A 23661-nucleotide genomic window follows, 5' to 3' on the forward strand; every position below is an offset into this window, starting at 1 on the left:
AAGTAGCCAAAAGTTATCAATGTACAAAAGGCAACGGGTTAAAGCAGGTTAATATCGATCATGGCATCACAATGATTCTGCAAGATAAAGGATGGAGCAATCTATAGCTTTACGATGTCCTCTATCGACATACCCGTTACTTTTGCGATCGTCTCCAAAGGCAGTCCCAAGGCCTTCATTGCCTTCGCATTCTTTTTCCTTTCATCGGAAGCACCCTGCTCGATACCTTTTTTCAGTCCTTTTTTCAGTCCTTTCAACTCAGCTGTGTCGAGTACATTCTTCATGTCGCGATAAACCTTCAAGCTGTCTTCATAATCCTGACGTTCTTCGGGAGTGTACCGGGCTATCTCAGCCTGGTCAAAAAGCCGTGTGAAGATGCGTTCCTGCAATGCAGCCGGACGTTTCATCAAACGAGAAAGGTTATGAAGGACAAAAAGCCATTTGTCGTACATCGTTTTCAACTCATCCTCTTTCTTTGTAAACTTTGGCATCTCAAGATAAAGGAATGTCAGCTTATCATAGAACACATGCTTGTCATCTACATCCATCAACTTCACTTCGTGGCGAAGGCAGTCTTGGGGATATTCGTTATCGGGAAAGACAAAATCCAGTATTCCGACTGTATAGACTCCTTTAAGTTTAAAATCCCATATTCCTTTCTTCCCTTGATTCTGAATAGGGAAAGTGGAATAGAACACACTTCTGTCCTTAAAAAATTGTTGCTCAGCCTTCTGCATCTCTACGATGAACGTCTCGCCCTGCTCATTCTCGCAGTATACATCAAAGATGGCACGGCGGTCGCCATAGCTATTGCCAAGGTTCTCACCATTAAGATAGGTAAGATCTCTCACTACTTCCTTGCCTTCGAACAGCGAGTTGAGAAAGCTGATCAGCAAATCCTTATTGAGAGGAGTGCCAAACAATTTCTTAAATCCGAAGTCTGTATACGGATTGATATATTTGGCACTTCCCATTTCTTCTATGTCTTGTAAGCTTCTGTTTGTCATGTCGTAGGCTCTTTAAGGGTTTTATTTGCAAATATAGGTATTGTTGATGATTTATGCAAATTATTTGGGCGGATAGTGTTTACATCACTGAAAAGATAATGGTATTGCTTTTAGCCTTTTCGAAAGGATTTTGTGCTGGGCATCCCTTACCACCCGAACGCTTTGGCGTTGTCCATCCATTTGCCTTGTGCCTTGAGCACCTGCTCGATGACATCGCGGGCGCAGCCGTGGCCTCCTTCATAACTGCTGACATAGAGCGAGATCTGCTTGATGTCGGCACAGGCGTCGGCCGGGCAGCAGGGACAGCCCACGAGGCTCATCACCTCGTAGTCGGGGATGTCGTCGCCCATATAGAGCACCTCATCATGGGTCAGGCAATTGTTTTGGAGAAAATGCGCATAGACGTCCTTTTTCATCGCGCTGCCCATGAAGATGTCCTCCACACCCAAATAAGCATAGCGCTTGCGGATGGCCTCTGAGCTGCCACCCGTGATGATGGCGATATGCAAACCGCGTTTGACGGCCAACTGAATGGCGTAGCCATCCTTGATATTGACCGTGCGAAGAGGCATCCCTTCGGCATCCATACCTACCGTGGAAGCTGACAGCACACCGTCGACGTCGAAGACAATGGCGCGAATGCGCCGTAAATCGTAGTTGATCATGGCTTCGTATGATTTTTGACGCAAAGTTACAAAATAAAAGTGGAACTTTATTTTGTGTTTCCCTTGAATTATATTAATTTTGCCACTAAGCAAGCATTCTGTAGCCATGTCGCAGTATCAGACCGCAATCTATACGCGTGGAGACACATTGCCGTCAATGGACGACGGCAATTTCTTCCATAGTCCGGAGCTCTTCCATATTGTGGAGCGGACACCGGGGCAGCGGCCTTGTATGGCGGTGGCTACCGACGGGCAGGGTAGGGTGGTCGGCCATATCCTTGTCTTCCTGCTGCGTGCCTCGTGGATGCCCTTGCTCTATTGGCAGGCGCATGCCTATGGCGAGGGCGACTATGCCGAGGATGTGAACAGCGAGGAAGTCTTCGGCCTGCTCCTCGAAGCTCTTGTCAGGCGATTGCGCCGCAGGCTGTGTTTCTTCATTGAGTTCAGCGATGTCTCCCGCAAGATGTTTGGCTACAAATATTTTCGTTCGCAAGGCTTCTTTCCCATTCCTTGGCAGGAAATCCACAATTCGCTCCACTCCATGGATCCCCACGACCGCCTACAGCCCAAAATGCTGAAAAAGATTGAGCATGCCTATCAGCAGGGTGTCGAAACCCGTGAGGTGACCACGGAAGAGGATCTCGACCGCTTCGCTCATTTGGTGCGTGGCTTCTATCGCTGGAAGGTGCATCGTGTCGTACCGCCTGAGAAGCAGATTGCTGAGCTCTATCTCAGCGACAATGGCCGCCTCTTTGCCACCCTCTACAAGGGTCGGCTGATTGGTGGCTGCGTCTGTGTCTATTCCGAAGGGAATGCCTATCTGTGGTATCTCGCTTCTCTGCGCAAGCGTTACGCCTGGCTTCATCCCGCAATGATGACCGTGTGGCAGGCGATCATTTGGGCGTGGAAACACAACTATGCCCACATCTACTTCCTCGATGCCGGGCTGCCCTATCCCAACAATCCGTTTCGAGAGTTCATCCTTCGCTTCGGTGGCAAGCCCGTGGCAAAGTACCGTTGGTTCCGATTCTCTATTGGATGGCTCAACAAACTGCTCTCCTGGATATGGAAAGAGTAGGAAGGTGGCTGTAAGCTTGCCATTCGGGATGAGAACGGTTATCTGTCCCGCCTGACATCAGATTTGTATCTTCAGGGCTTTACTTCTCTTAAAAAGAAACATGCGGGCTAAAAGTAGAGATGCATAGAATGTGTTTCTTTTCGTGGATCCGGCTGTACGGAGTAGTAGATCATTTGTTTCTCCACTGTCTTGTAAACTGACATTTTTCCGCCCCTGAGAATCGAAAAATCAGAATCAGGGACGTACTTGCGCCTGATTTTCGCCATTTTGCGAAATATTTCGTAACTAATTGATAATTAACAAGTTTGCGTTTTTGTGCTAGAGCGTAAGGGCTCTGCTTATCATCTTTTCGGCCATTTACTTCGCCAAAATAGTCGTTTTTGCCCTTCATCTCGGTACTTTTACACGGTAAAAGTACCGAGATGACCGAAAATTCTCTAGAGAATTTCTCGTCAAAGTCCTTTTTTCATCTGCAGAAAGTCCCGTGATGATACTGTCAAAGTGGCAATTTCTGTTTTTTAAGCAACAAATCTGTGATTCCCAGCTTTCGTTTTTGATTTTGTCTTCTCCAGATTGTCTCTTCTTCGTGATGACTTTTTGTCGGATAAAATCCAATGAATAGAATCATCGGCGCTTGGTATGTGCACAAAAAAAGAGGTGGCAAGCAACATGGCTTGCCACCTCTTCGTGGTTATGAGTTTTTTATTTCGATGTCTCTATTACATCATTCCGGGCTGAGCGGCTGGCATGGCCGGCTTCTCCTCAGGCTTGTCGCAGATGAGGCATTCGGTGGTCAGGAACATACCAGCCACAGAAGCGGCATTCTCCAAAGCCACGCGCTCTACCTTGGCGGGGTCGATGACACCAGCCTGGCGCAGGTCTTCGTACTTGTCCTCACGGGCATTGTAGCCGAAGTCGCCCTTGCCCTCGCGAACCTTGTTCACCACGACAGCACCCTCGCCACCGGCGTTGAAGACGATCTGACGCAGCGGCTCCTCGATGGCGCGACGTACGATGTTGATACCAGTCTGCTCATCGGCGTTGTCACCCTTGAGGTCCTTGAGCTCTTCCTGAGCACGGATGTATGTGGTACCGCCACCGACGACCACACCTTCCTCGCTGGCAGCACGTGTAGCGCAGAGTGCGTCGTCGCAACGATCCTTCTTTTCCTTCATCTCCACCTCGGAGTTAGCACCGACATAGAGCACGGCAACACCACCGCTGAGTTTGCCGAGACGCTCCTGCAGCTTCTCTTTGTCGTAAGAACTCTTGGTGTTGGCAATCTCATTCTTGATCTGGTTGATACGCTCCTGGATGTTATCCTTGGCACCGGCACCACCAACGATGGTCGTGTCGTCCTTGGTGATAGTCACCTTCTTGGCAGAGCCCAGCATGTCGAGAGTAGCCTGCTCAAGCTTCAAGCCCTTCTCCTCGCTGATGACAACACCACCGGTCAGGATGGCGATATCCTCGAGCATAGCCTTGCGACGGTCGCCGAAGCCAGGAGCCTTGACGGCGCAGATCTTCAGACCGCCACGCAGACGGTTGACAACCAAAGTAGTCAGAGCCTCAGAGTCCACGTCCTCAGCGATGACGAGCAGTGGACGGCCACTCTCGGCAGCAGGCTGCAGGATAGGCAAGAACTCCTTGAGGTTGCTGATCTTCTTATCATAGATGAGGATGTAAGGATTCTCCATCACGCACTCCATCTTGTCGGTGTCGGTCACGAAGTAGCCGGACAGATAGCCACGGTCGAACTGCATGCCCTGTACCACGCCAATGCTGGTGTCGCGGGTCTTGCTCTCTTCGATGGTGATCACGCCGTCCTTGGAGACTTTGCGCATAGCGTCGGCGATGAGCTTGCCGATCTCTGGATCGTTGTTGGCACTGACAGTAGCGACCTGCTCAATCTTGTCGTAGTTGTCGCCGACCTGCTCAGCATTGGTCTTGATGTAGTCGATGACCTTAGCCACGGCCTTGTCGATACCGCGCTTCAAGTCCATTGGGTTGGCACCGGCGGTGACATTCTTCAGACCCTCTGTGACGATGGCCTGTGTCAGGATGGTAGCTGTGGTGGTACCGTCGCCGGCGTCGTCACCCGTCTTGCTGGCTACGCTCTTGACGAGCTGTGCGCCTGTGTTCTCGAACTTATCCTCGAGTTCCACCTCTTTAGCAACGGTGACACCATCCTTCGTGATCTGTGGTGCACCGAATTTCTTCTCGATGATGACGTTGCGGCCCTTAGGACCGAGTGTAACCTTTACGGCGTCGGCCAACTGGTCTACGCCAGCCTTGATGAGGTTGCGGGCTTCTGTATTGTATTTGATAATCTTTGCCATTGTTGTGATTTCCTATTTTAGTGTTTTGATAATAGTAAACTGATTGATTGAAAAGAGATGTCTGCGACTAGCAGTGCTTTAGTCCTCTACGACAGCGAGCACGTCGCTCTGGCGCATCATCAGGTATTTCTTGTCACCGTCTTCCAACTCTGTTCCGGCATATTTGCCATAGAGCACGGTGTCGCCCTTCTTCAGAACCATAGGATCGTCTTTAGTGCCTTGGCCTACGGCAACGATCTCGCCGCGCTGTGGTTTCTCCTTGGCTGTGTCAGGGATGATGATTCCACCTACTTTTTCCTCAGCTGGTGCAGGAAGTACCAGCACTCTGTCTGCTAATGGTTTAATTGTCATAATTGCTATGTTTATTTATTGTTCAACTTTCAATATTGGTTGTTGCGTTTCCGCGACACCTTTCAAGTTGCCAAAACTGTGCCAATTGGGATGAAGAGCGGATGGTGACAAAAGTGTCATACCAAGATGTGACAGCTTGTCGTACGGTTTGGCGAGTGCGCTATATATAATAAGGTGTAGTGGGAAAACGGATAGGGATGACTGTTAAGGGAAGCCGGAAAACTTGATCAAGAAGTAAATATGGGAATCGGCGAGCGGGCAGCCTGATGAAGCTTAACTCTGTTGATACCCATTCCCATATTCTCTAATTAAAGTACTCATAAGATTAAAAATCCCCAATCCACAGTAATCACTACTCTGATTGGGGCCTTTAACCTTTTAAAAAAACTAACCTTAACCTATTGAAATGAATCTATGTTGCAAATATAGCATTTTTCTTTCAAAGTATTGTCAATATTTCGGTAAATTTAATAAAAATCTTCATGGCACGCTTTTTGCATTTTTATCGGCAAAAACTAAATTGAAAGCATACCATGAAAAAAGGTAATATTGGGGTTACTACTGAGAACATCTTCCCCGTCATCAAAAAGTTCTTGTATTCCGATCATGAGATCTTCCTTCGTGAAATGGTCTCCAACGCTGTTGATGCTACTCAGAAACTGAAGACGCTGGCACAGAAAGGCGACTTCAAGGGTGAGCTCGGTGACCTGACGATCCACGTCAAACTCGACAAAGACGCCAAGACGCTCACCATCAGCGACCGTGGACTCGGTATGACTGCTGAGGAAATCGACAAATACATCAACCAGATCGCTTTCTCGGGGGTCACTGACTTCCTGACGAAATACAAGGATGAGGCTAATGCTATCATCGGACACTTCGGACTGGGATTCTACTCCAGCTTCATGGTTTCTGACAAGGTTGAGATCATCACCAAGAGCTATCAAGAGGGTGCTAAGGCCATGCACTGGACTTGCGACGGCTCGCCAGAATTCACCCTTGAGGAGACCGAGAAGGAAGACCGCGGTACCGACATTGTGCTGCACATCGCTGACGATTGCAAGGAATTTCTTGAGAAGACGCGTATCACCGCCTTGCTCAACAAGTATTGCAAGTTCATGGCAGTGCCCATTGCCTTTGGAAAAAAGACAGAATGGAAAGACGGCAAGGAGGTGGAAACGCAGGAAGACAACATCATCAACAGCGTGGAACCTTTGTGGACCAAGACGCCGTCAACACTGAAAGATGAGGACTATAAGAACTTCTACCGTACACTCTATCCGATGCAGGACGAACCCCTGTTCTGGATTCACCTTAACGTAGATTTCCCGTTCCATCTGACGGGTATCCTCTATTTCCCGCGCGTCCACAGCAACCTCGACTTGCAGCGCAACAAGATCCAGCTCTATTGCAATCAGGTCTTTGTCACCGACCAGGTAGAGGGTATCGTGCCTGACTTCCTCACACTGCTCCATGGCGTCATCGACTCACCGGACATTCCACTGAACGTCAGCCGCAGCTATCTGCAGAGCGACGCCAACGTGAAGAAGATCTCGACCTACATCACCAAGAAGGTCGCTGACCGACTGCAGCAGACGTTCAAAGACGACCGCAAGGACTACGAGGCTAAGTGGGACGATTTGAAGCTCTTCATCAACTACGGAATGCTCTCGCAGGAGGACTTCTACGACCGTGCCAAGGATTTTGCCCTGTTTAAGGATATCAACGGCAAGTACTTCACTATGGAGGAGTACAAGACGCTCATCAAGGACAACCAGACCGACAAGAACGGTGACCTCGTATACCTCTATGCCACCGACAAGAACGACCAGTACTCTTATATCAAGGCCGCTGAGGACAAGGGCTACAGCGTGCTGTTGATGGACGGCCAGCTCGACATGCCGATGGTGTCGATGCTCGAACAGAAACTGGAGAAGAGCCGCTTCGCACGTGTCGACGCAGATATCATCGACCGTCTCATCCAGAAGGAAGACGCGAAGAAAAGTGCTTTGGAGGCCGACGACCGTGACAAACTGGCAGAGGTGTTCCGCTCTCAGATGCCTGTTGACAGCAAGGCAACCTTCAACGTCGACATGGAGGCACTCGGCGAGCAGGCTCAGCCGGTGCTGATCACCGAGAGTGAGTATATGCGTCGTATGAAGGATATGAGCCACTTCCAGCCGGGCATGAGCTTCTACGGTCAGATGCCGGACAGCTATACGGTGGTGCTCAATACCGACCACGCTCTCGTGAAAGAGGTGCTCGACGAAACCCGCAAGGCCACCGACGAGACCTTGAAGCCGATCGAGAGTGAGCTCAAGGGACAGCAGGCACGTCTCGCCGCTTTGCATCAGAGCCAAAGCAAGAAAAAGGCCGAGGAGATCACCAAGGAGGAAAAAGACGATCTCGAAAAAACCGAGAAAGCTGTCAATGAGCAGCGTGACAAGAAAAACAAAGTCCTCTGCGACTATGCCAAGGACAACAAGATCGTGCATCAGCTCATCGATCTGGCTCTCCTGCAGAACGGTATGCTCAAGGGCAAAGCCCTCGACGAGTTCCTCAAGAGATCAGTGGAGATGATCAAGAAGTAAAAGACCAGCCTCTCTTCTCCCCCAGCCCCCGTCCTCTCCCCAAGGGAAAGGACGGGGATCTGCACACCACTGACACCTTTGTGGAGGAGACTGCGGGGAGAATGTTTCGGGAGATGATGATGATTGAGCGATGGAGGTCTATGGCTCCTATAGTGTCTCTGGTTTCTATAATCTCTATGGGATTCTATAGTTACTATGGTCTCTATAGCTTCTATGGCTCTATAAGCTCTATGGTTGTCATCCCCTCTATATCAGCCTCTGCGCTTCTGTCTTTTCATTCAGCAGCGCAGAGGCTTTTTTGTGCCCTTACACTTTTTTCTTGCCAAAAGTTTGGTGGGATGAAATAATTGTGTTACCTTTGCACCCGCAATCCGAGATAGGGGCGTTTAGCTCAGTTGGTTTAGAGCATCTGCCTTACAAGCAGAGGGTCGGCGGTTCGAATCCGTCAACGCCCACGTAGGGGTGGTCCCTGTAGTCCTTCGGGATTGCGGGGATTTTTATATCGGGCGTTTAGCTCAGTTGGTTTAGAGCATCTGCCTTACAAGCAGAGGGTCGGCGGTTCGAATCCGTCAACGCCCACGTCAAAGCACTTTGACACACGTTTCAGCATACTTCTTTTTGAAAAACAGTCGTGATCGGTGATCCGTATACAGCGTGGTTGCTTGTGTGTGGGTGATACGTTGGTTTGGTTCTCTGTGCTTCTGCTGTGCAAAAGTGCTCGAGCCTCATCGTCGCTCGCCTCTTGTGGCTCGCTTTTCCTCGCTCGTTTTCTTTCTTTTCTCCTTTTTAATTATCTTTTTCATAACACTGTGATTGGATATCGAAATAAATTAGTAATTTTGCACGTAGGAATATAATACGTATTATCACAGCTTATTAATAGCATTATGAATCTGGATACATTGACGGCCATCTCGCCTATCGATGGTCGCTATAGAAGCAAGACAGAGCCTTTGGCCAACTACTTCTCTGAATATGCACTCATCCGCTACCGCGTACGTGTGGAGGTGGAGTATTTCATCACTCTGTGTGAGTTGCCGCTGCCGCAACTGAAGGACTTCGACCACAACCTTTTCGAACGCCTGCGGGATATCTATCGCCACTTCGATGAGAAAAGCGCACAGCGGGTCAAGGACATCGAGAAGATCACCAATCACGATGTCAAGGCCGTGGAGTATTTCATCAAGGAGCGATTCGATGAGATTGGAGGCTTGGATGCCTACAAGGAGTTTATTCACTTTGGCCTGACATCTCAGGATATCAACAACACCAGCGTGCCACTCTCGCTCAAAGAGGCACTGCACGATGTCTACTATCCTTTGGTGGAAGAGCTCATCGCTCAGTTGCAGCAATATGCCGATGAGTGGAAAGACGTGCCCATGCTCGCCAAGACACATGGACAGCCTGCCTCGCCCACACGCTTGGGCAAGGAAATTATGGTCTATGTCTATCGTCTGACAGAACAGCTCAACAGTCTGAAGGCCTGCAAGATTACTGCTAAGTTCGGGGGCGCTACGGGCAACTTCAATGCCCACCATGTGGCTTATCCCAACTATGACTGGAAGGCTTTTGCCAACCGCTTCGTCAGTGAGAAACTCGGCTTGGAGCGTGAGCAGTGGACCACACAGATCAGTAACTATGACTATCTCGGCGCCATCTTCGATGCTATGCGCCGCATCAATACCATCATCATCGATCTCGACCGCGACTTCTGGATGTATATCTCCATGGACTACTTCAAGCAGAAGATCAAGAAGGGAGAGGTCGGCTCCAGTGCCATGCCGCATAAGGTCAATCCGATCGACTACGAAAACAGTGAGGGTAACCTTGGCATCTCCAACGCTATCTTGCAGTTCCTCGCTGCCAAGTTGCCGGTGAGCCGCCTGCAGCGTGACCTTACCGACTCTACCGTGCTCCGCAATGTCGGCGTGCCCATGGGGCACAGCGTCATCGCTATTGAGAGCACATTGAAAGGCCTTCGTAAACTCATCCTCCATGAAGAGAAGATGACAGAGGACTTGAACAATACCTGGGCCGTGGTGGCTGAGGCTATCCAGACTATCCTGCGCCGTGAGGGATATCCACATCCCTATGAGGCTCTGAAAGCGCTGACCCGCACCAACAACGTGATGACGGAGCAGACCATCCACGACTTCATTCAGACACTCAACGTCAGTGATGACGTGAAGGCTGAGCTGATGGCGATCACACCGATGAACTACACGGGTATGTAATCGCACGTCTAAAGATTTGTTTTCATATTACACATTATTATAATATCATTTTTAGAGTATCATTTTCAAGAGTATTAACAAGTAAGCCGAGAGGCTACACAATGTAACTATTATGGCAGAAGAATTAGAAAAGAACACACAGGATTCGTCCGTACAGCCTAAGCAGAGTAGCGATGCAAGCCGTGAAGGCTATCGTCCGCAACAGGGTTATCAGAGAGATTACGTCAATGGCCGCGTACAGCGTCCACGTATTCATACACAGCGCACTTTCAGCTCTGACAAGAGTGCCAGCCGTGACGAGGGCAGCAGCTTCCGTCCCGAAGGCTTCGGCGCTGGCTTGATGGGTGGAGAACAGCGCCCGCGCAACAGCTATCAGCAGCGTCAGGGTGGCTACCAACCGCGTCAGCAAGGCGGCTATCAGTCACGTCAGGGTGGCTATCAGCCGCGTCCGCGCTACAACAACAATAATGAAGAGGGTGGCTACCAACGCGAAGGCGGTTATCAGCCACGTCAGCAGGGTGGATATCAACCGCGTCAGCAGGGTGGCTATCAACCACGCCAGCAGGGCGGCTATCAGCCACGCCAGCAGGGCGGATACCAGCCCCGTCAGCAGGGCGGCTATCGCCAGCAGGGACAGGGTGGCTATCAGCCCCGTCAGCAGGGCGGTTATCGTCAGCAGGGACAGGGTGGTTACCAGCCCCGTCAGCAGGGCGGCTATCGCCAGCAGGGCGGTTATCGTCAGCAGGGACAGGGCGGATACAACCGTCAGGGCGGCTATAACCGTCAGGGCGGCTATGGACAGCACCGTCCGGGATATGATCCCAATGCTAAGTACAGCATGAAGAAGCGCATCGAGTACAAGGAGGAGAACATCGACCCGAACGAGCCGATTCGCCTGAACAAGTACTTGGCCAACGCCGGCGTCTGCTCTCGCCGTGAGGCAGATGAGTTCATCCAGGCAGGTGTGGTGACAGTCAACGACAAGGTGGTTACCGAGCTCGGTACCAAGGTACTTCGCTCCGATGTCGTGAAGTTCCACGATCAGCCTGTCACACTCGAGAAGAAAGTATATGTGCTGCTTAACAAGCCTAAGGACTATGTCACTACCAGCGACGATCCTCAGCAGCGCAAGACAGTGATGGATCTCGTCAAGGATGCATGTCCGGAGCGTATCTATCCTGTTGGCCGTCTGGACCGCAACACCACCGGTGTGCTGTTGTTGACCAACGACGGTGAGCTGGCCAGCAAACTGACACATCCTAAGTTCCTCAAGAAGAAAGTCTATCACGTCTTCCTCGACAAGAATGTGGCAGCAGAGGATCTGCAGAAGATCGCTGAGGGCATTGAACTCGAGGATGGAGAGGTACATGCCGACGCTATCGAGTATGCCGACGACCGTGACCACAGCCAAGTGGGCATTGAGATCCATAGCGGCAAGAACCGCATTGTGCGCCGTATCTTTGAGAGTCTGGGCTACCGTGTCGTGAAGCTCGACCGCGTGCAGTTTGCCGGACTGACCAAGAAGAACGTACGCCGCGGCGACTGGCGCTTCCTCACCGAGAAAGAGGTGGAGATGCTGCGCAGTGGCATGTTTGAGTAATGAGAGTGAGTGAACAGTATGTTTGAATCAACAAAGAGAGACATATCATGAGTAGAACAAAAGTGGTTGATGCCCTGCGGAGCACCGACTTTGGAAAAGAGATGACTGTCAAAGGCTGGGTGCGCTCGCATCGTAGCAGCAAGGCGGTGGACTTCATTGCCTTGAACGACGGTTCGACCATTAAGAACATTCAGATTGTCGTTGACCCCTCAACGGTAGATGAGGAGTTGCTCAAGAGCATCACTACCGGTGCGTGCATTCGTGCTACCGGTAAGCTCGTCGAGAGCCAGGGCAAAGGACAGACCTGCGAGATCCAGGCTTCCGAACTGGAGCTCTACGGTGGTTGCCCAAGCGACTATCCTATGCAGAAGAAGGGACAGAGCTTCGAGTATATGCGTCAGTACGCTCACCTGCGTCTGCGCACAAACACTTTTGGCGCTGTCTTCCGCATTCGCCATAACATGGCTATCGCCATCCATAAGTATTTCCATGACCATGGCTTCTACTACTTCAACACGCCGCTGATCACAGCCAGCGATGCTGAGGGTGCCGGTTCGATGTTTCAGGTGACTACTCTTGACCTTGACCGTGTGGCCAAGAGCGGTAAGGTGGAGTACGACAAAGACTTCTTCGGACGTAAGACCAACCTCACCGTGAGCGGTCAGCTCGAGGGTGAGCTCGGCGCTACTGCCTTGGGTGCCATCTACACCTTTGGCCCTACCTTCCGTGCGGAGAACAGTAACACGCCGCGCCACTTGGCAGAGTTCTGGATGATAGAGCCGGAGGTTGCCTTCATCGACAAGGATGAGCTGATGGATCTTGAGGAAGACTTCATCAAGTACTGCGTGAAGTGGGCTTTGGACAACTGCAAGGACGACTTGGAGTTCCTCAACAAGATGATCGACAAGACGCTGATCGCTACACTGGAGTCTGTCATCAAGGAGGACTTTGTGCGCCTGCCTTATACCGAGGGAATCCGCATCCTTGAGCAGGCTGTCAAGGATGGACACAAGTTTGAATTCCCTGTCACCGGTTGGGGCATGGATCTCAGCAGTGAACATGAGCGTTACCTCGTAGAGCAGCACTTCAAGCGTCCGGTGATCATGACCGACTATCCTTCCGAGATCAAGGCGTTCTATATGAAGAAGAATGCCGACGGTAAGACGATGCAGGGAACTGACGTGCTCTTCCCCCGCATTGGCGAGATCATCGGCGGTTCGGTCCGTGAGGAGAACTATCAGAAGCTGCTCGATGAGATCGAGGCACGCGGCATGGACGAGAACAACTATAAGTGGTATCTCGATACCCGCAAGTTCGGTTCTTGTCCTCATGCTGGCTTCGGCTTGGGCTTTGAGCGTCTGATTCTCTTCGTGACGGGTATGCAGAACATCCGCGACGTCATTCCTTTCCCACGTACGCCGAAGAACGCTGAGTTCTAATCACTGGTGGGATAAGCAAAGGCATGTACTATCGTCAGGTAAAATGCCCCACAGCATACCGAAAGCTATGCCGGGGCTGATCCCTGGCTGTAATCATACATAAAGAAAAGAGCCCCGGTCGACGATGCTTTCGTAGACTGAGGCTCTTTTTGTTGAATATTCCCAAAGAGACATGTATTTGCTCTCTTTGGCTGAATTATTTAATTCTGACAAGAAATGATAGAAGAAAATAGCGTAAAGACCAACTCCTTTCGTGCCTGGCTCTTGGCGGCGCGCCCCAAGACATTGACGGGAGCTGCCGTCCCGGTGATGATCGGCACGGCATTGACGGTTGCTGATCATGGATGGGAAATAGCTTGGCTGCCTTGTGTGCTGTGCTTTCTCTTTGCATTTATCATGCAGATCGATGCCAACTTTGTCAATGACTATTTCGATTTCAAGCGTGGCAACGATGATGCGGCTACGCGTCTTGGGCCTCAGCGTGCCTGTTCGATGGGGTGGGTCACGGAAGAAGCCATGCGTAAGGCACTGCTTGTCACTACGGCTCTCGGCTGTGCCGTCGGTCTGCCGCTGGTATTGTTTGGTGGACTGGAAATGATTCTCGTCGGTGCATTGTGCGTGGTCTTCTGTTTCCTTTATACCACCAGACTCTCTTATCTGGGCTTGGGCGACATGCTCGTGCTGGTGTTCTTTGGCATTGTTCCTGTTTGCCTGACCTATTATCTTTGTCAGCCGGAAGGTTCACGGACGGTGACGCTGACCGTGTTTCTTGCGTCGTTGGCCTGCGGCTTCGTTATCGACACCTTATTGTTAATCAACAACAATCGCGATATCGACAATGACCGGCGTGATGGAAAAATGACGCTGGTCGTCAGAGTCGGTCATCGGGGTGGTGAGATCCTCTATTTCTTGTCCGGCATTGTCGCATTGCTGTTGAATATCGTCTTCATTGTCGAAGGGCATCTATGGGCGTTCCTTCTTCCGTTGATCGTCTATCTGCCCTTGCATACACTGGCTTTCAGCCATCTGGTGAAGATTGACCATGGACGCGAATTAAATAAGGTGTTGGGAGAAACGGCCAGGAATATGTTTCTCTTCGGCATTACTACTTCCATAGGTTTGCTCTTGTGCTAACAGATTATCCGACAATTGTCAGGGCAGTTTTTCTCTCAACGCCCCCAACTTGCACAAGGAAAGTTACGTCTTTGCAGTAAGGACGAAGTCGGCAAACGGGTGTCCGGCAGTGACCACTTTTCTCATGTTCTTCGTGCCCCCAAGTATCGTTCATGGTGGGCCTATACCGATCCAAGCGATGCTTTCCAGCATTACCCATGTCTATCTCTACAAGGTTTATAAGGATTCAAGACTGTGCTTACATCCGTATGGATCTTCTGTCGAAAGAAATTGCGCCTCTATTCAATATCTCTATTTGTGGTGTGGAGATCAGTAGCTACCGACTGCGCAAGAAGATGGGAATTGACATCAAAGTCAACCTCTCTGAATTCTTGTACAAGTTATAGTGATCGTCTCTCAACAAGGTTGTTTCGTACGGACATCTGTCTTGTTGGATAACTGACACCATTCCGGGTCTGAGAATGCATTTTTTTCGAGCAGGACATCCTTTGCCCCCCATTTCACCGAATTGTATAGTTGAGCTTTTAGTCTACTTTCAATAGAAAACAACAAAAGCCGGCAGAAATCGCCGGCTTTTGTTGTTATAGAAAAGAGCTTTCTCCCTTTGATTCCGAAGGCAATCCCTTGTTTTTCGTACGTTATGGACCTTCTGTGGAAGAAATACTGATCCTTAGCTTTTACTTATTCTCGATGTAGTTGACGATCCACTCGCCGACCTCCTTAGTGCCATAGTGCTTTCCGCCTTCGACCTGAATCTCCGGTGTGCGGACGTTCTGCTCCAGACTCTGGTCACAGGCCTCTCGGATGAGTGCGCCCTCCTTGTTCAGTCCGAAGTGCTCGAGCATCATGGCAGCGGAGAGAATCTGTGCCAAGGGGTTGGCAAGGTTCTTACCTGCAGCTTGTGGCCAAGATCCGTGAACAGGCTCGAAGAGCGGAGTATGCTCGCCCAGGGAAGCAGAAGGCTGGAGGCCCATGGAACCCGTGATAGCACTTGTCTCGTCGGTGAGGATGTCGCCGAAAGTGTTCTCCGTGACGATGACATCGAAGAAGCGGGGCTCAGTGAGCACGCGCATTGAGCAGTTGTCGATGAACATATAGTCGACATTGACATCGGGATATTTCGGTTCCATCTCCTTTGCCACCTGACGCCACAGCCGAGAGCTGGCCAGCACGTTAGCCTTGTCGACGACAGTGAGGTGGTGGTTGCGACGCTCAGCGAACTCAAAAGCCACCTTCAGGATGCGCTCAATCTCAGAACGATGGTAGATGTCGGTGTCGTAAGCCTTCTCGTCGTCTTGGTATTTCTCACCGAAGTACATACCGCCGGTGAGCTCACGGATGACCACGAAGTCAGCACCCTTGATGAGCTCTTCCTTCAGTGGGCTCTTGTGGAGCAGACAGTTGAAGGTAGCCACGGGGCGCACGTTGGCGAAGAGACCGAGTTTCTTGCGCATAGCCAGCAGACCCGTCTCGGGACGTACCTTCAAAGTGGGGTTGTTGTCGAAGCGCGGATCACCGACAGCGGCGAAGAGCACGGCATCAGCATCCATACACGTTTTGAAGGTCTCGTCGGGGAATGGATCACCTACGGCATCGATGGCATGAGCGCCACAGATCGCCTCGTGGTAGGTGAACTCATGGTTAAACTTCTTGGCCACGGCGTCGAGCACGTGGAGAGCCTGTGGCATGATCTCCGGTCCAATACCGTCACCGGGGAGAACGGCAATGTTCAGTTTCATAATATGTATTGTTTGTTATTTTTATTTTTTAGTGTTCTCTTCCTCAAAGATATTGAGCATCTTGAAGGTAGCCTTGATGGCAGCCTCTGTCTGGTCGGCGTCGAGTCCGTGGGTGCGGATGACGCGGCCATTTTCATCCTGCCAGGTGATGATGGTCTGGACGAGGGCGTCGGTGTGTCCGCCTGGCGGGATGGTGACGCTATAGTTGGTCAGGCGTGGGAACGTGCGGTTGAGGTTGTCGCGGTAGACCTTGCGTAGAGCTTTGACAAAGGCGTCGTACTGACCGTCGCCGGTGGCGTCGGCGGTGTAGACCTTACCGTTGATCTCCACTTTCAGACTGGCGATCGGCTTCAGCCCGTAAGAGGTGGAGACCATATAGCTCAGGAGTTTCACGCGCTCCTCCATGGCATCATGCCGGTTGAGCACGTCGGAAACGATGTAGGGCAGGTCGTCCTGAGTGACCACCTCCTTGCGGTCGCCGAGTTCCGTGATGCGCTGAGTGACCTTTCGGACCTGTTCCGGCGTGAGCGTCATGCCGAGCTCTTCGAGGTTTTTCTCGATGTTAGCCTTGCCAGAGTTCTTTCCGAGTGCGAACTCACGCTTACGTCCGAATCGTTCAGGCTTCAAGGCGTTGCTGTAGAGATTGTCTTTCTTGTCGCCATCGGCGTGTACGCCGGCCACCTGTGTGAAGACGTTCTCACCGACGATGGGCTCGTTTGGCGACACAGCGATGCCGCTATATCCTTCCACGACGCGGCTGATCATGTTGAGCTGGCTCTCGACGATATTCGTCTCTACGTCGCACATATCTTTCAAGACAGCCTCCACGCTCGACAGCGGTGCATTGCCGCAACGCTCGCCGAGCCCGTTGACGGTGACGTGGATACCCGATGCACCGCATCGCACAGCGGCGAGAGAGTCAGCTACAGCCATGTCGTAGTCGTTGTGGGCATGGAAGTCGAAGCGTTTGTCGGGGTACATATCCACCATCTTCGTGATGAAGTCCTCGCACTGAGTCGGCGTGAGGATGCCCAGCGTATCGGGCAGAAGGAAGCGCTCTATATTTGTATCCTTCATAGCCTCCATCATCTGGTAGACATATTCCGGGGAGTTGATCATACCGGAACTCCAGTCCTCGAGGTATAGATTCACGCGGAAGTGCTTGCTTTCAGCATAGTCGAGCACGTCGAGGATGTCCTCGATGTGCTGCTCGGGCGTCTTGTGGAGCTGCTGTGTACAGTGCTTGTACGAGCCTTTCGCCAGCAGGTTGATGACGTGACAGCCCGTGTCTGCGATCCAGTCCACGCTTTTGTTATGGTCGACGAATCCCAAGACCTCGATCCGATCCAAGTATCCGGCCTGCTCGGCGAAGCGGCAGATGCCGGTGACGGCCTCTTTCTCGCCTTCCGATACGCGTGCCGAAGCCACCTCGAGCCGGTCGACATTTACTTTCTCCAACAGCAGACGCGCGATCATGAGCTTCTCATGAGGCAGGAAGCTCACGCCGTTGGTCTGTTCACCGTCGCGCAAGGTAGAGTCCATGATCTCGATGCGCGACTTCATTTTATTTAGTGATTCCATGTTTTACGGTTCTTTTCAAAGGCCTCCACCTTGTCGCGGTTCTGCACGAGGAAGTCGACATCGTCGAGACCATTCATCAAGCAATGCTTCTTATAACCATTGATTTCGAAGTGCTCGCTCTTGCCTGTAGCCATGTTGGTGACCGTCTGGTTGGGCAGGTCCACCTTTACCTGAGTCTTATGGTCTTTGGCAATGCTGTCAAAGAGTTCCTTCAGGAAGGGCTCGCTGACGACGACAGGGAGCACAAAGTTGTTCAGTTCATTGTTCTTGTGGATGTCAGCGAAGAACGAGCTGATGACTACTCGGAAGCCATAACCGGCTATTGCCCATGCGGCATGTTCGCGGCTTGAACCTGATCCGAAGTTCTTTCCTGCCACGAGGATACATCCCGAGTAGCTGGGATCGTTGAGGACGAAGTCCTTCTTCAGGCTGCCGTCTTTGTTGTAGCGCCAGTCGCGGAAGAGGTTGTCGCCGAAGCCTTCCTTGTCGGTAGCCTTGAGGAAGCGGGCGGGAATGATTTGGTCTGTATCTACATTCTCCAGGGGAAGAGGAATGCAGCTGGATGTGATGACATTGAATTTCTGTTTCATTGCGATAAAATACTGATGTGTTCAACCAAGAAGATTACATGAACTCACGCGGGTCGGTGACTTTGCCGGTGATAGCTGCTGCTGCTGCGACCAGCGGACTGGCGAGGATGGTGCGTGAGCCAGGGCCTTGTCGCCCCTCAAAGTTACGGTTGGAGGTAGACACGCTGTAGAGTCCTGCCGGTACCTTGTCATCGTTCATGGCCAGACAAGCCGAGCATCCGGGCTGACGGATCTCGAAGCCAGCTTCGTTGAGTACCTTGTCGAGCTTCTCGTTTTTGATCTGCTGTGCCACTGCCCAAGAGCCGGGGACGAGCCATGCCACCACGTTGGGTGCCTTGTGATGTCCCTTGACGAGCGAGGCGAAGGCACGGAAGTCTTCGATGCGGCCGTTGGTGCAGGCACCGAGGAACACATAGTCGATGGGATGACCAAGGAGTTTCTCACCCGGCTCGAAGCCCATGTATTTCAGACTCTTCTTGAACGAAGCCTGGTCGCTCTCGGGAATCTCGTCGAGTGTAGGGATCGTGCCGTTGATAGCAATGCCCATACCTGGGTTTGTGCCGTAGGTGATGCGAGGTTCAATGTCGGCCGCGTCGTAGTTTACCTCCCGGTCGAAGACGGCGTCATCGCCGGATTTCAGCGTTTTCCAATAAGCCACGGCACGGTCCCAGTCCTCACCCTTGGGCGCGTATTTCTTGCCTTTGATATAGGCGAAAGTCTTCTCGTCCGGTGCTACGAAACCACCTCGGGCACCCATCTCTATGGACAGGTTGCAGAGGGTCAGACGACCTTCCATGCTCATGTTTCGCACCACGTCGCCGGCATACTCCACGAAGTAGCCCGTAGCGCCTGAGGTTGTCAGCTGTGACATCAGGTAAAGCGCGACATCCTTTGCGGTCACTCCCGGTTTGAGCGTACCGTTGATGTTGATGCGCATCGACTTTGGTTTCTGCTGCAAGATGCACTGCGAGGCGAGTACCATCTCCACCTCGGAGGTACCGATGCCGAAGGCGACGGCACCCATAGCGCCGTGGGTAGAGGTGTGAGAGTCACCGCAGACGATAGTCATGCCCGGCAGGGAGAGTCCTGTCTCGGGACCCACGACATGGATGATACCGTTTTCGGGCGTGTTCATCTTGAACTCCGTGACGCCGAACTCCTTACAGTTTTTGTCGAGCGTGTCGATCTGTTTGCGTCCCACGGGGTCAGCGACGGGCTTGTCCTGGTCGTGGGTTTGTATGTTGTGGTCAGGCATGGCAAAGACCTGCTGGGGGCGGAACACCTTCAGTCCGCGCTGGCGCAAGCCTTGGAAAGCCTGTGGAGTAGTCACCTCGTGGCAGTAGAGACGGTCGATATACAATTGAGTGGGACCGTCCTTGACAATCTGAACGACGTGGCTGTCCCAAATCTTATCAAACAGGGTATTCATATATATAATATGTGTTATAGGATTCTGCTATGTTATTTCACTCTGAATTTATTGATGCAGTCGATATATGCCTCGACAGACGCGGTGACGATGTCGGTGTTAGCACCAAATCCGTAGTAGATCTGTCCGTCGTATTCCACCTGCATGTGCACCTTGCCGACATCGTCGGAACCTTTGGAGATAGCCTGAATGGTGAACTCCTTGAGGGTCATCTGCTTGCGTACGATACGCTTGAGTGCTGAGATGGCCGCGTCGACAGGACCGTTGCCAGTGGAGCATTCCTCGAATTTCTGTCCGGCGATGTCCAGTCCGATGCTTGCCACAGAGCGTACGCCCTTGCCGGTGGTCACCTGCAGATAGTCGAGTTTCACGCTGTGGTTGGCGGTGCGGTCAGCGCCGGCAAGCATGAGCACGTCGTCGTCGGTGATCTCTTTTTTCTTGTCGGCAAGCACGAGGAATTGCTTGTAGATCTTGTCGAGCGTCTCCTCGTCCTTGATGTCCACGCCGTTGACCTCCAGACGATAACGGAGGGCAGCGCGTCCGGAACGTGCGGTGAGCACGATTTCGTTGTTGTCGAGCCCGATGTCTTTCGGGTTGATGATCTCGTAGGTCTGCACGTTTTTCAGCACGCCGTCCTGATGAATGCCGCTGGAGTGAGCAAAGGCATTGCGTCCGACGATGGCTTTGTTGGGTTGTACAGGCATGTTCATCAAAGACGATACCATGCGTGAGATCGGATAGATCTTGCGTGTGTTGATGTTTGTGTCGATGCCGATGTTTTTATGGCATTTAAGGATCATGGCGATCTCCTCCAGGGAAGTGTTTCCTGCCCGCTCGCCGATGCCGTTGATGGTAACCTCTACTTGTCGTGCGCCGTTGAGCACACCTTCGAGCGTGTTGGCTGTTGCCATTCCCAGATCGTTGTGGCAGTGAGTGGAGATGATGGCCTTGTCGATGTTGTCGACATGCTCTTTGAGGTATTTGATCTTTTCGCCGTACTCGTTTGGCAGGCAATATCCGGTGGTGTCCGGGATGTTGACCACAGTGGCACCAGCCTTGATGACGGCCTCGACCACGCGTGCGAGGTACTCGTTGTCGGTGCGTCCGGCATCCTCAGCGTAGAACTCTACGTCGTCGACATACTTTTTGGCGTAAGCCACTGCGCGCACGGCGCGCTCCAGGATGTCTTCGCGGTTGGAATTGAACTTATATTTGATATGAGAGTCACTTGTGCCGATACCCGTGTGGATACGTTTGTGCTTGGCATATTTCAGCGACTCGGCAGCCACGTCGATGTCCTTTTCTACGGCACGTGTGAGTGCGCAGATGGTCGGCCATGTCACCGCTTTTGAGATTTCCACCACAGAGTTGAAGTCCCCCGGCGAGGAGATGGGGAAGCCAGCCTCGATGACGTCCACGCCCAACAGCTCGAGTTGCTTGGCCACCTGAATCTTTTCCACTGTGTTCAACTGACAACCAGGCACCTGCTCGCCATCGCGGAGCGTCGTGTCGAAAATGTAAAGTCTGTCGCTCATATTCTTTATGTATTAATGTTTTTGCTTTCTCTGTTGTTCCCTGAAACTTGTCCAAACAAAAAAGCCTTCCCACTTGTGGAAGTGGAAAGGCTCTGTATGGTTGTTGTCCGTCAGACATGCACGCACACCTTCTCACTTCCAACTGTGGGATACAGTCGAATGCTAATAATAATGCTTAGAAGGATGTACAAACTTGTCATAACCTTATGTGTTGATTCGTATCTATTTCTGTTTACGGGTGCAAAGGTAAACATTTCAGTCGATACGAGCAAATAATCTGAAAGTTTTTTGCTTGTTTTTCTAATAATTTATCAGAAAGGCACTGAGCCGCCGGTGTCTGGAGGCATGCCGCCCAGTGGATCGCCGGCGAAAGGATCCGTATCCGGAGCGCCACTGTAGTCCTGATTCATCTTAGAACCAATAAACTCACCACCGTTCATCTCGCCCGGCAGTGGAGCCAGTTGGGCATCCTCGGGGTTCATGAAGCGGGTATACTGTCCCTGGAACGTGAGCAGCACGTCGCCCGTGGCACCTTTACGGTGCTTTGCGATGATGATTTGTGCCTTGCCGTGTAGGTCGTTGCCTTTCTCGTCCTGGTAGATACGGTAGTATTCGGGGCGGTGGACGAAGAGCACCATATCGGCATCCTGCTCGATAGCACCGGACTCACGCAGGTCGCTCAGCTGTGGTCGCTTGCCCTCGATGCCCTCGCGGTTCTCCACGGTACGGTTGAGCTGTGAGAGTGCGATGATGGGGATGTCGAGTTCCTTGGCCAGTCCTTTCAGTGAACGTGAGATGGTGGAGACCTCTTCCTGTCGGTTGCCGAAGCGCATGCCGTTGGCGTTCATCAGCTGGAGGTAGTCGATCATGATGATCTTCACGCCTTTCTCACGAACGAGGCGGCGCGCTTTGGTGCGGAGCTCAAAGATGGAGAGCCCTGGCGTGTCGTCGACATAGATGGGTGCTCCCGTGAGTCGTGAGAGGTTCTTGTCGAGTCGTTCCCACTCGTCGCGGGCGAGCTGACCGTTCATGATCTTCTTGCCCTCGATCTCGCAGACGTTGGAGATGAGACGGTCTACGAGCTGCTCGTTGTTCATCTCGAGCGAGAAGAAGGCGATGGGCGTCTGATAATCGACAGCAATGTTCTTAGCCACAGACAGCGCAAACGAGGTCTTACCCATGGCAGGACGTCCGGCGATGATGACGAGGTCACTCTTCTGCCAGCCTGAGGTCATGTCGTCGAGTTTGGTATAGCCGGATGGGATACCCGTCAGACCGCTGGTGTTGGCGGAAGCTTTTTGCAGGGTGTCGATGGCCTGGCGGATGACCGGGTCGATCTGTGTATAGTCCTGCTTCATGTTTTTCTGCGAGAGCTCGAAGAGGCTGCCTTCGGCTTCCTGCATGAGTTCGTCGACATCGACGGTAGTGTCAAAGGCCTTGGTCTCGATATCGCTGGCGAAGGAGATGAGCTGTCGGGCGAGAAACTTCTGCTTGAGAATCTTGGCGTGCTGCTCGATGTGGGCTGATGAGGCGACGTGAGAGGAGAGCTCGATGATATAGTTGGCTCCTCCGATGTCGTCGATGGTGCCTTCCCGCTCCAGTTCGTTGGTGACGGTGAGGATGTCGACGGGTTTTTCCTCCATGTTCAAGGTCTGGATAGCCTTGAAGATCTTTTGGTGACGCGGGTCGTAGAAGGTCTCGGGACGGATGAGCTCAGAGACGACCGAGAAGGCGTCCTTGTCGATCATCAGGGCACCGAGCACCACCTTCTCCACGTCGATGGCCTGTGGTTGCAGGTGGCCGTAGGTGGGGTCGATGGGTGCGGAAGTTTTTTTGCGGCGGGGTGTGGTATTTTTTTGTTCTGGCATATGCGTTAGCGAGTTTTGCTTATTGATGGTTTTGCGAATCCATCGACAGCCGGGGAAGAGGAAAGAAAACTCTTGGGCCGGGGATAGGATGGCGAATGCAAAGTTACGGTTTTTTCCTGGCAAAGTGGAGGAAGAAGAAAGAAATGTTGCGGAAAAAACTGCGGAGTAGGAAGGTGGAAGGGAGGGATGCATAGCAACACAAAAAAAACCGTCCAAGGCAACGGATGTGCTATGGACGGCTTGGTAGGGACAATGGGACTCGAACCCATGACCTCTGCAATGTGACTGCAGCGCTCTAAACCAACTGGGCTATGCCCCTATGCTTATAAAGAAAGGCTCTGTACGAACCTCTGTGTTACGGTGTGCAAAATTACGAAAACTTTGCGAGTCCACCAAATTTTTGGGTAATAATTTGGGCTGAGCTGTTATTTTTCTTTTGAAACGAGTGGATAAAACGATAATATTGCTAATTTTGTATAGT

General features: G+C 51.8%; 16 protein-coding genes and 3 tRNA genes. 8 read left to right on the top strand and 11 right to left on the bottom strand.

Annotation, left to right across the window (positions count from 1 at the left end):
- Positions 1 to 101: 101 nt before the first annotated feature.
- Positions 102 to 1007, bottom strand: coding sequence for an Rpn family recombination-promoting nuclease/putative transposase (locus FYJ73_RS05000; RefSeq protein ID WP_154533613.1), 906 nt, complete (start codon positions 1005 to 1007; stop codon positions 102 to 104).
- A 146-nt stretch (positions 1008 to 1153) separates the two neighbouring features.
- Positions 1154 to 1672, bottom strand: coding sequence for a KdsC family phosphatase (locus FYJ73_RS05005; protein WP_154533614.1), 519 nt, complete (start codon positions 1670 to 1672; stop codon positions 1154 to 1156).
- Positions 1673 to 1751: 79 nt separating this feature from the next.
- Between FYJ73_RS05005 and FYJ73_RS05010 the strand changes: the two genes are divergently transcribed.
- A complete protein-coding gene (locus FYJ73_RS05010; RefSeq protein WP_336509577.1) occupies positions 1752 to 2750 on the top strand; it encodes a GNAT family N-acetyltransferase in 999 nt (332 codons plus the stop codon).
- 719 nt (positions 2751 to 3469) lie between these two features.
- On the opposite strand, the gene groL is transcribed toward FYJ73_RS05010, so the two are convergent.
- Together groL and FYJ73_RS05020 are read right to left on the bottom strand one after the other, a co-directional pair.
- Entirely contained in the window at positions 3470 to 5089 is a 1620-nt protein-coding gene (gene groL / locus FYJ73_RS05015; protein ID WP_154533615.1) for a chaperonin GroEL, read from the bottom strand.
- Positions 5090 to 5167: 78 nt separating this feature from the next.
- Positions 5168 to 5440 (bottom strand): co-chaperone GroES, encoded by a 273-nt coding sequence (locus FYJ73_RS05020; RefSeq protein WP_154533616.1) that lies wholly within the window; start codon positions 5438 to 5440, stop codon positions 5168 to 5170.
- Between the two features lie 533 nt (positions 5441 to 5973).
- Between FYJ73_RS05020 and htpG the strand changes: the two genes are divergently transcribed.
- The 7 genes from htpG (at position 5974) to menA (ending at position 14438) form a co-directional block, all read left to right on the top strand.
- On the top strand, positions 5974 to 8031 hold the full coding sequence (gene htpG, locus FYJ73_RS05025) for a molecular chaperone HtpG (protein ID WP_154533617.1): 2058 nt from the start codon (positions 5974 to 5976) through the stop codon (positions 8029 to 8031).
- A 380-nt stretch (positions 8032 to 8411) separates the two neighbouring features.
- Positions 8412 to 8486, top strand: a tRNA-Val gene (locus FYJ73_RS05030).
- A 49-nt stretch (positions 8487 to 8535) separates the two neighbouring features.
- A tRNA-Val gene (locus FYJ73_RS05035) sits at positions 8536 to 8610 on the top strand.
- 308 nt (positions 8611 to 8918) lie between these two features.
- Positions 8919 to 10265, top strand: coding sequence for an adenylosuccinate lyase (gene purB / locus FYJ73_RS05040; RefSeq protein WP_154533618.1), 1347 nt, complete (start codon positions 8919 to 8921; stop codon positions 10263 to 10265).
- A gap of 112 nt (positions 10266 to 10377) precedes the next feature.
- Complete coding sequence (locus tag FYJ73_RS05045; RefSeq protein ID WP_154533619.1) at positions 10378 to 11865, top strand: pseudouridine synthase; 1488 nt, start codon at positions 10378 to 10380, stop codon at positions 11863 to 11865.
- 47 nt (positions 11866 to 11912) lie between these two features.
- Positions 11913 to 13304, top strand: a complete 1392-nt coding sequence (gene asnS / locus FYJ73_RS05050; RefSeq protein WP_154533620.1) for an asparagine--tRNA ligase — start codon at positions 11913 to 11915, stop codon at positions 13302 to 13304.
- A gap of 219 nt (positions 13305 to 13523) precedes the next feature.
- Positions 13524 to 14438 (top strand): 1,4-dihydroxy-2-naphthoate octaprenyltransferase, encoded by a 915-nt coding sequence (gene menA / locus FYJ73_RS05055; protein ID WP_336509579.1) that lies wholly within the window; start codon positions 13524 to 13526, stop codon positions 14436 to 14438.
- Between the two features lie 677 nt (positions 14439 to 15115).
- On the opposite strand, the gene leuB is transcribed toward menA, so the two are convergent.
- From leuB to FYJ73_RS05090, 7 genes are all read right to left on the bottom strand, one after another.
- Positions 15116 to 16177 (bottom strand): 3-isopropylmalate dehydrogenase, encoded by a 1062-nt coding sequence (gene leuB / locus FYJ73_RS05060; RefSeq protein WP_154533622.1) that lies wholly within the window; start codon positions 16175 to 16177, stop codon positions 15116 to 15118.
- A 21-nt stretch (positions 16178 to 16198) separates the two neighbouring features.
- Positions 16199 to 17758 (bottom strand): alpha-isopropylmalate synthase regulatory domain-containing protein, encoded by a 1560-nt coding sequence (locus FYJ73_RS05065; protein ID WP_154533623.1) that lies wholly within the window; start codon positions 17756 to 17758, stop codon positions 16199 to 16201.
- Positions 17746 to 18348 (bottom strand): 3-isopropylmalate dehydratase small subunit, encoded by a 603-nt coding sequence (leuD, locus tag FYJ73_RS05070; protein WP_154533624.1) that lies wholly within the window; start codon positions 18346 to 18348, stop codon positions 17746 to 17748. Before leuD ends, FYJ73_RS05065 begins: the two co-directional genes overlap by 13 nt.
- Before the next feature lie 34 nt (positions 18349 to 18382).
- Positions 18383 to 19777: a 3-isopropylmalate dehydratase large subunit gene (leuC, locus tag FYJ73_RS05075; protein ID WP_154533625.1), complete on the bottom strand. Its 1395-nt coding sequence runs from the start codon at positions 19775 to 19777 to the stop codon at positions 18383 to 18385.
- A 32-nt stretch (positions 19778 to 19809) separates the two neighbouring features.
- Positions 19810 to 21312: a 2-isopropylmalate synthase gene (locus FYJ73_RS05080; RefSeq protein ID WP_154533626.1), complete on the bottom strand. Its 1503-nt coding sequence runs from the start codon at positions 21310 to 21312 to the stop codon at positions 19810 to 19812.
- Between the two features lie 311 nt (positions 21313 to 21623).
- On the bottom strand, positions 21624 to 23180 hold the full coding sequence (gene dnaB / locus FYJ73_RS05085; RefSeq protein WP_154533627.1) for a replicative DNA helicase: 1557 nt from the start codon (positions 23178 to 23180) through the stop codon (positions 21624 to 21626).
- A 241-nt stretch (positions 23181 to 23421) separates the two neighbouring features.
- Positions 23422 to 23499: transfer RNA gene (locus FYJ73_RS05090), tRNA-Val, on the bottom strand.
- Positions 23500 to 23661 lie beyond the last annotated feature (162 nt).

The sequence above is a fragment of the Hallella mizrahii genome, assembly GCF_009695775.1.
Taxonomy (GTDB): domain Bacteria; phylum Bacteroidota; class Bacteroidia; order Bacteroidales; family Bacteroidaceae; genus Prevotella; species Prevotella mizrahii.

Bases quoted from the DNA above. Each gene is read 5' to 3' on its own strand.
- asnS (WP_154533620.1), top strand. From the start codon at position 11,913: ATGAGTAGAACAAAAGTGGTTGATGCCCTGCGGAGCACCGACTTTGGA.
- purB (WP_154533618.1), top strand. From the start codon at position 8,919: ATGAATCTGGATACATTGACGGCCATCTCGCCTATCGATGGTCGCTAT.
- leuB (WP_154533622.1), bottom strand. From the start codon at position 16,177: ATGAAACTGAACATTGCCGTTCTCCCCGGTGACGGTATTGGACCGGAG.
- FYJ73_RS05020 (WP_154533616.1), bottom strand. From the start codon at position 5,440: ATGACAATTAAACCATTAGCAGACAGAGTGCTGGTACTTCCTGCACCA.
- groL (WP_154533615.1), bottom strand. From the start codon at position 5,089: ATGGCAAAGATTATCAAATACAATACAGAAGCCCGCAACCTCATCAAG.
- FYJ73_RS05065 (WP_154533623.1), bottom strand. From the start codon at position 17,758: ATGGAATCACTAAATAAAATGAAGTCGCGCATCGAGATCATGGACTCT.
- FYJ73_RS05045 (WP_154533619.1), top strand. From the start codon at position 10,378: ATGGCAGAAGAATTAGAAAAGAACACACAGGATTCGTCCGTACAGCCT.
- htpG (WP_154533617.1), top strand. From the start codon at position 5,974: ATGAAAAAAGGTAATATTGGGGTTACTACTGAGAACATCTTCCCCGTC.
- dnaB (WP_154533627.1), bottom strand. From the start codon at position 23,180: ATGCCAGAACAAAAAAATACCACACCCCGCCGCAAAAAAACTTCCGCA.
- FYJ73_RS05005 (WP_154533614.1), bottom strand. From the start codon at position 1,672: ATGATCAACTACGATTTACGGCGCATTCGCGCCATTGTCTTCGACGTC.
- leuC (WP_154533625.1), bottom strand. From the start codon at position 19,777: ATGAATACCCTGTTTGATAAGATTTGGGACAGCCACGTCGTTCAGATT.
- leuD (WP_154533624.1), bottom strand. From the start codon at position 18,348: ATGAAACAGAAATTCAATGTCATCACATCCAGCTGCATTCCTCTTCCC.
- FYJ73_RS05080 (WP_154533626.1), bottom strand. From the start codon at position 21,312: ATGAGCGACAGACTTTACATTTTCGACACGACGCTCCGCGATGGCGAG.
- FYJ73_RS05000 (WP_154533613.1), bottom strand. From the start codon at position 1,007: ATGACAAACAGAAGCTTACAAGACATAGAAGAAATGGGAAGTGCCAAA.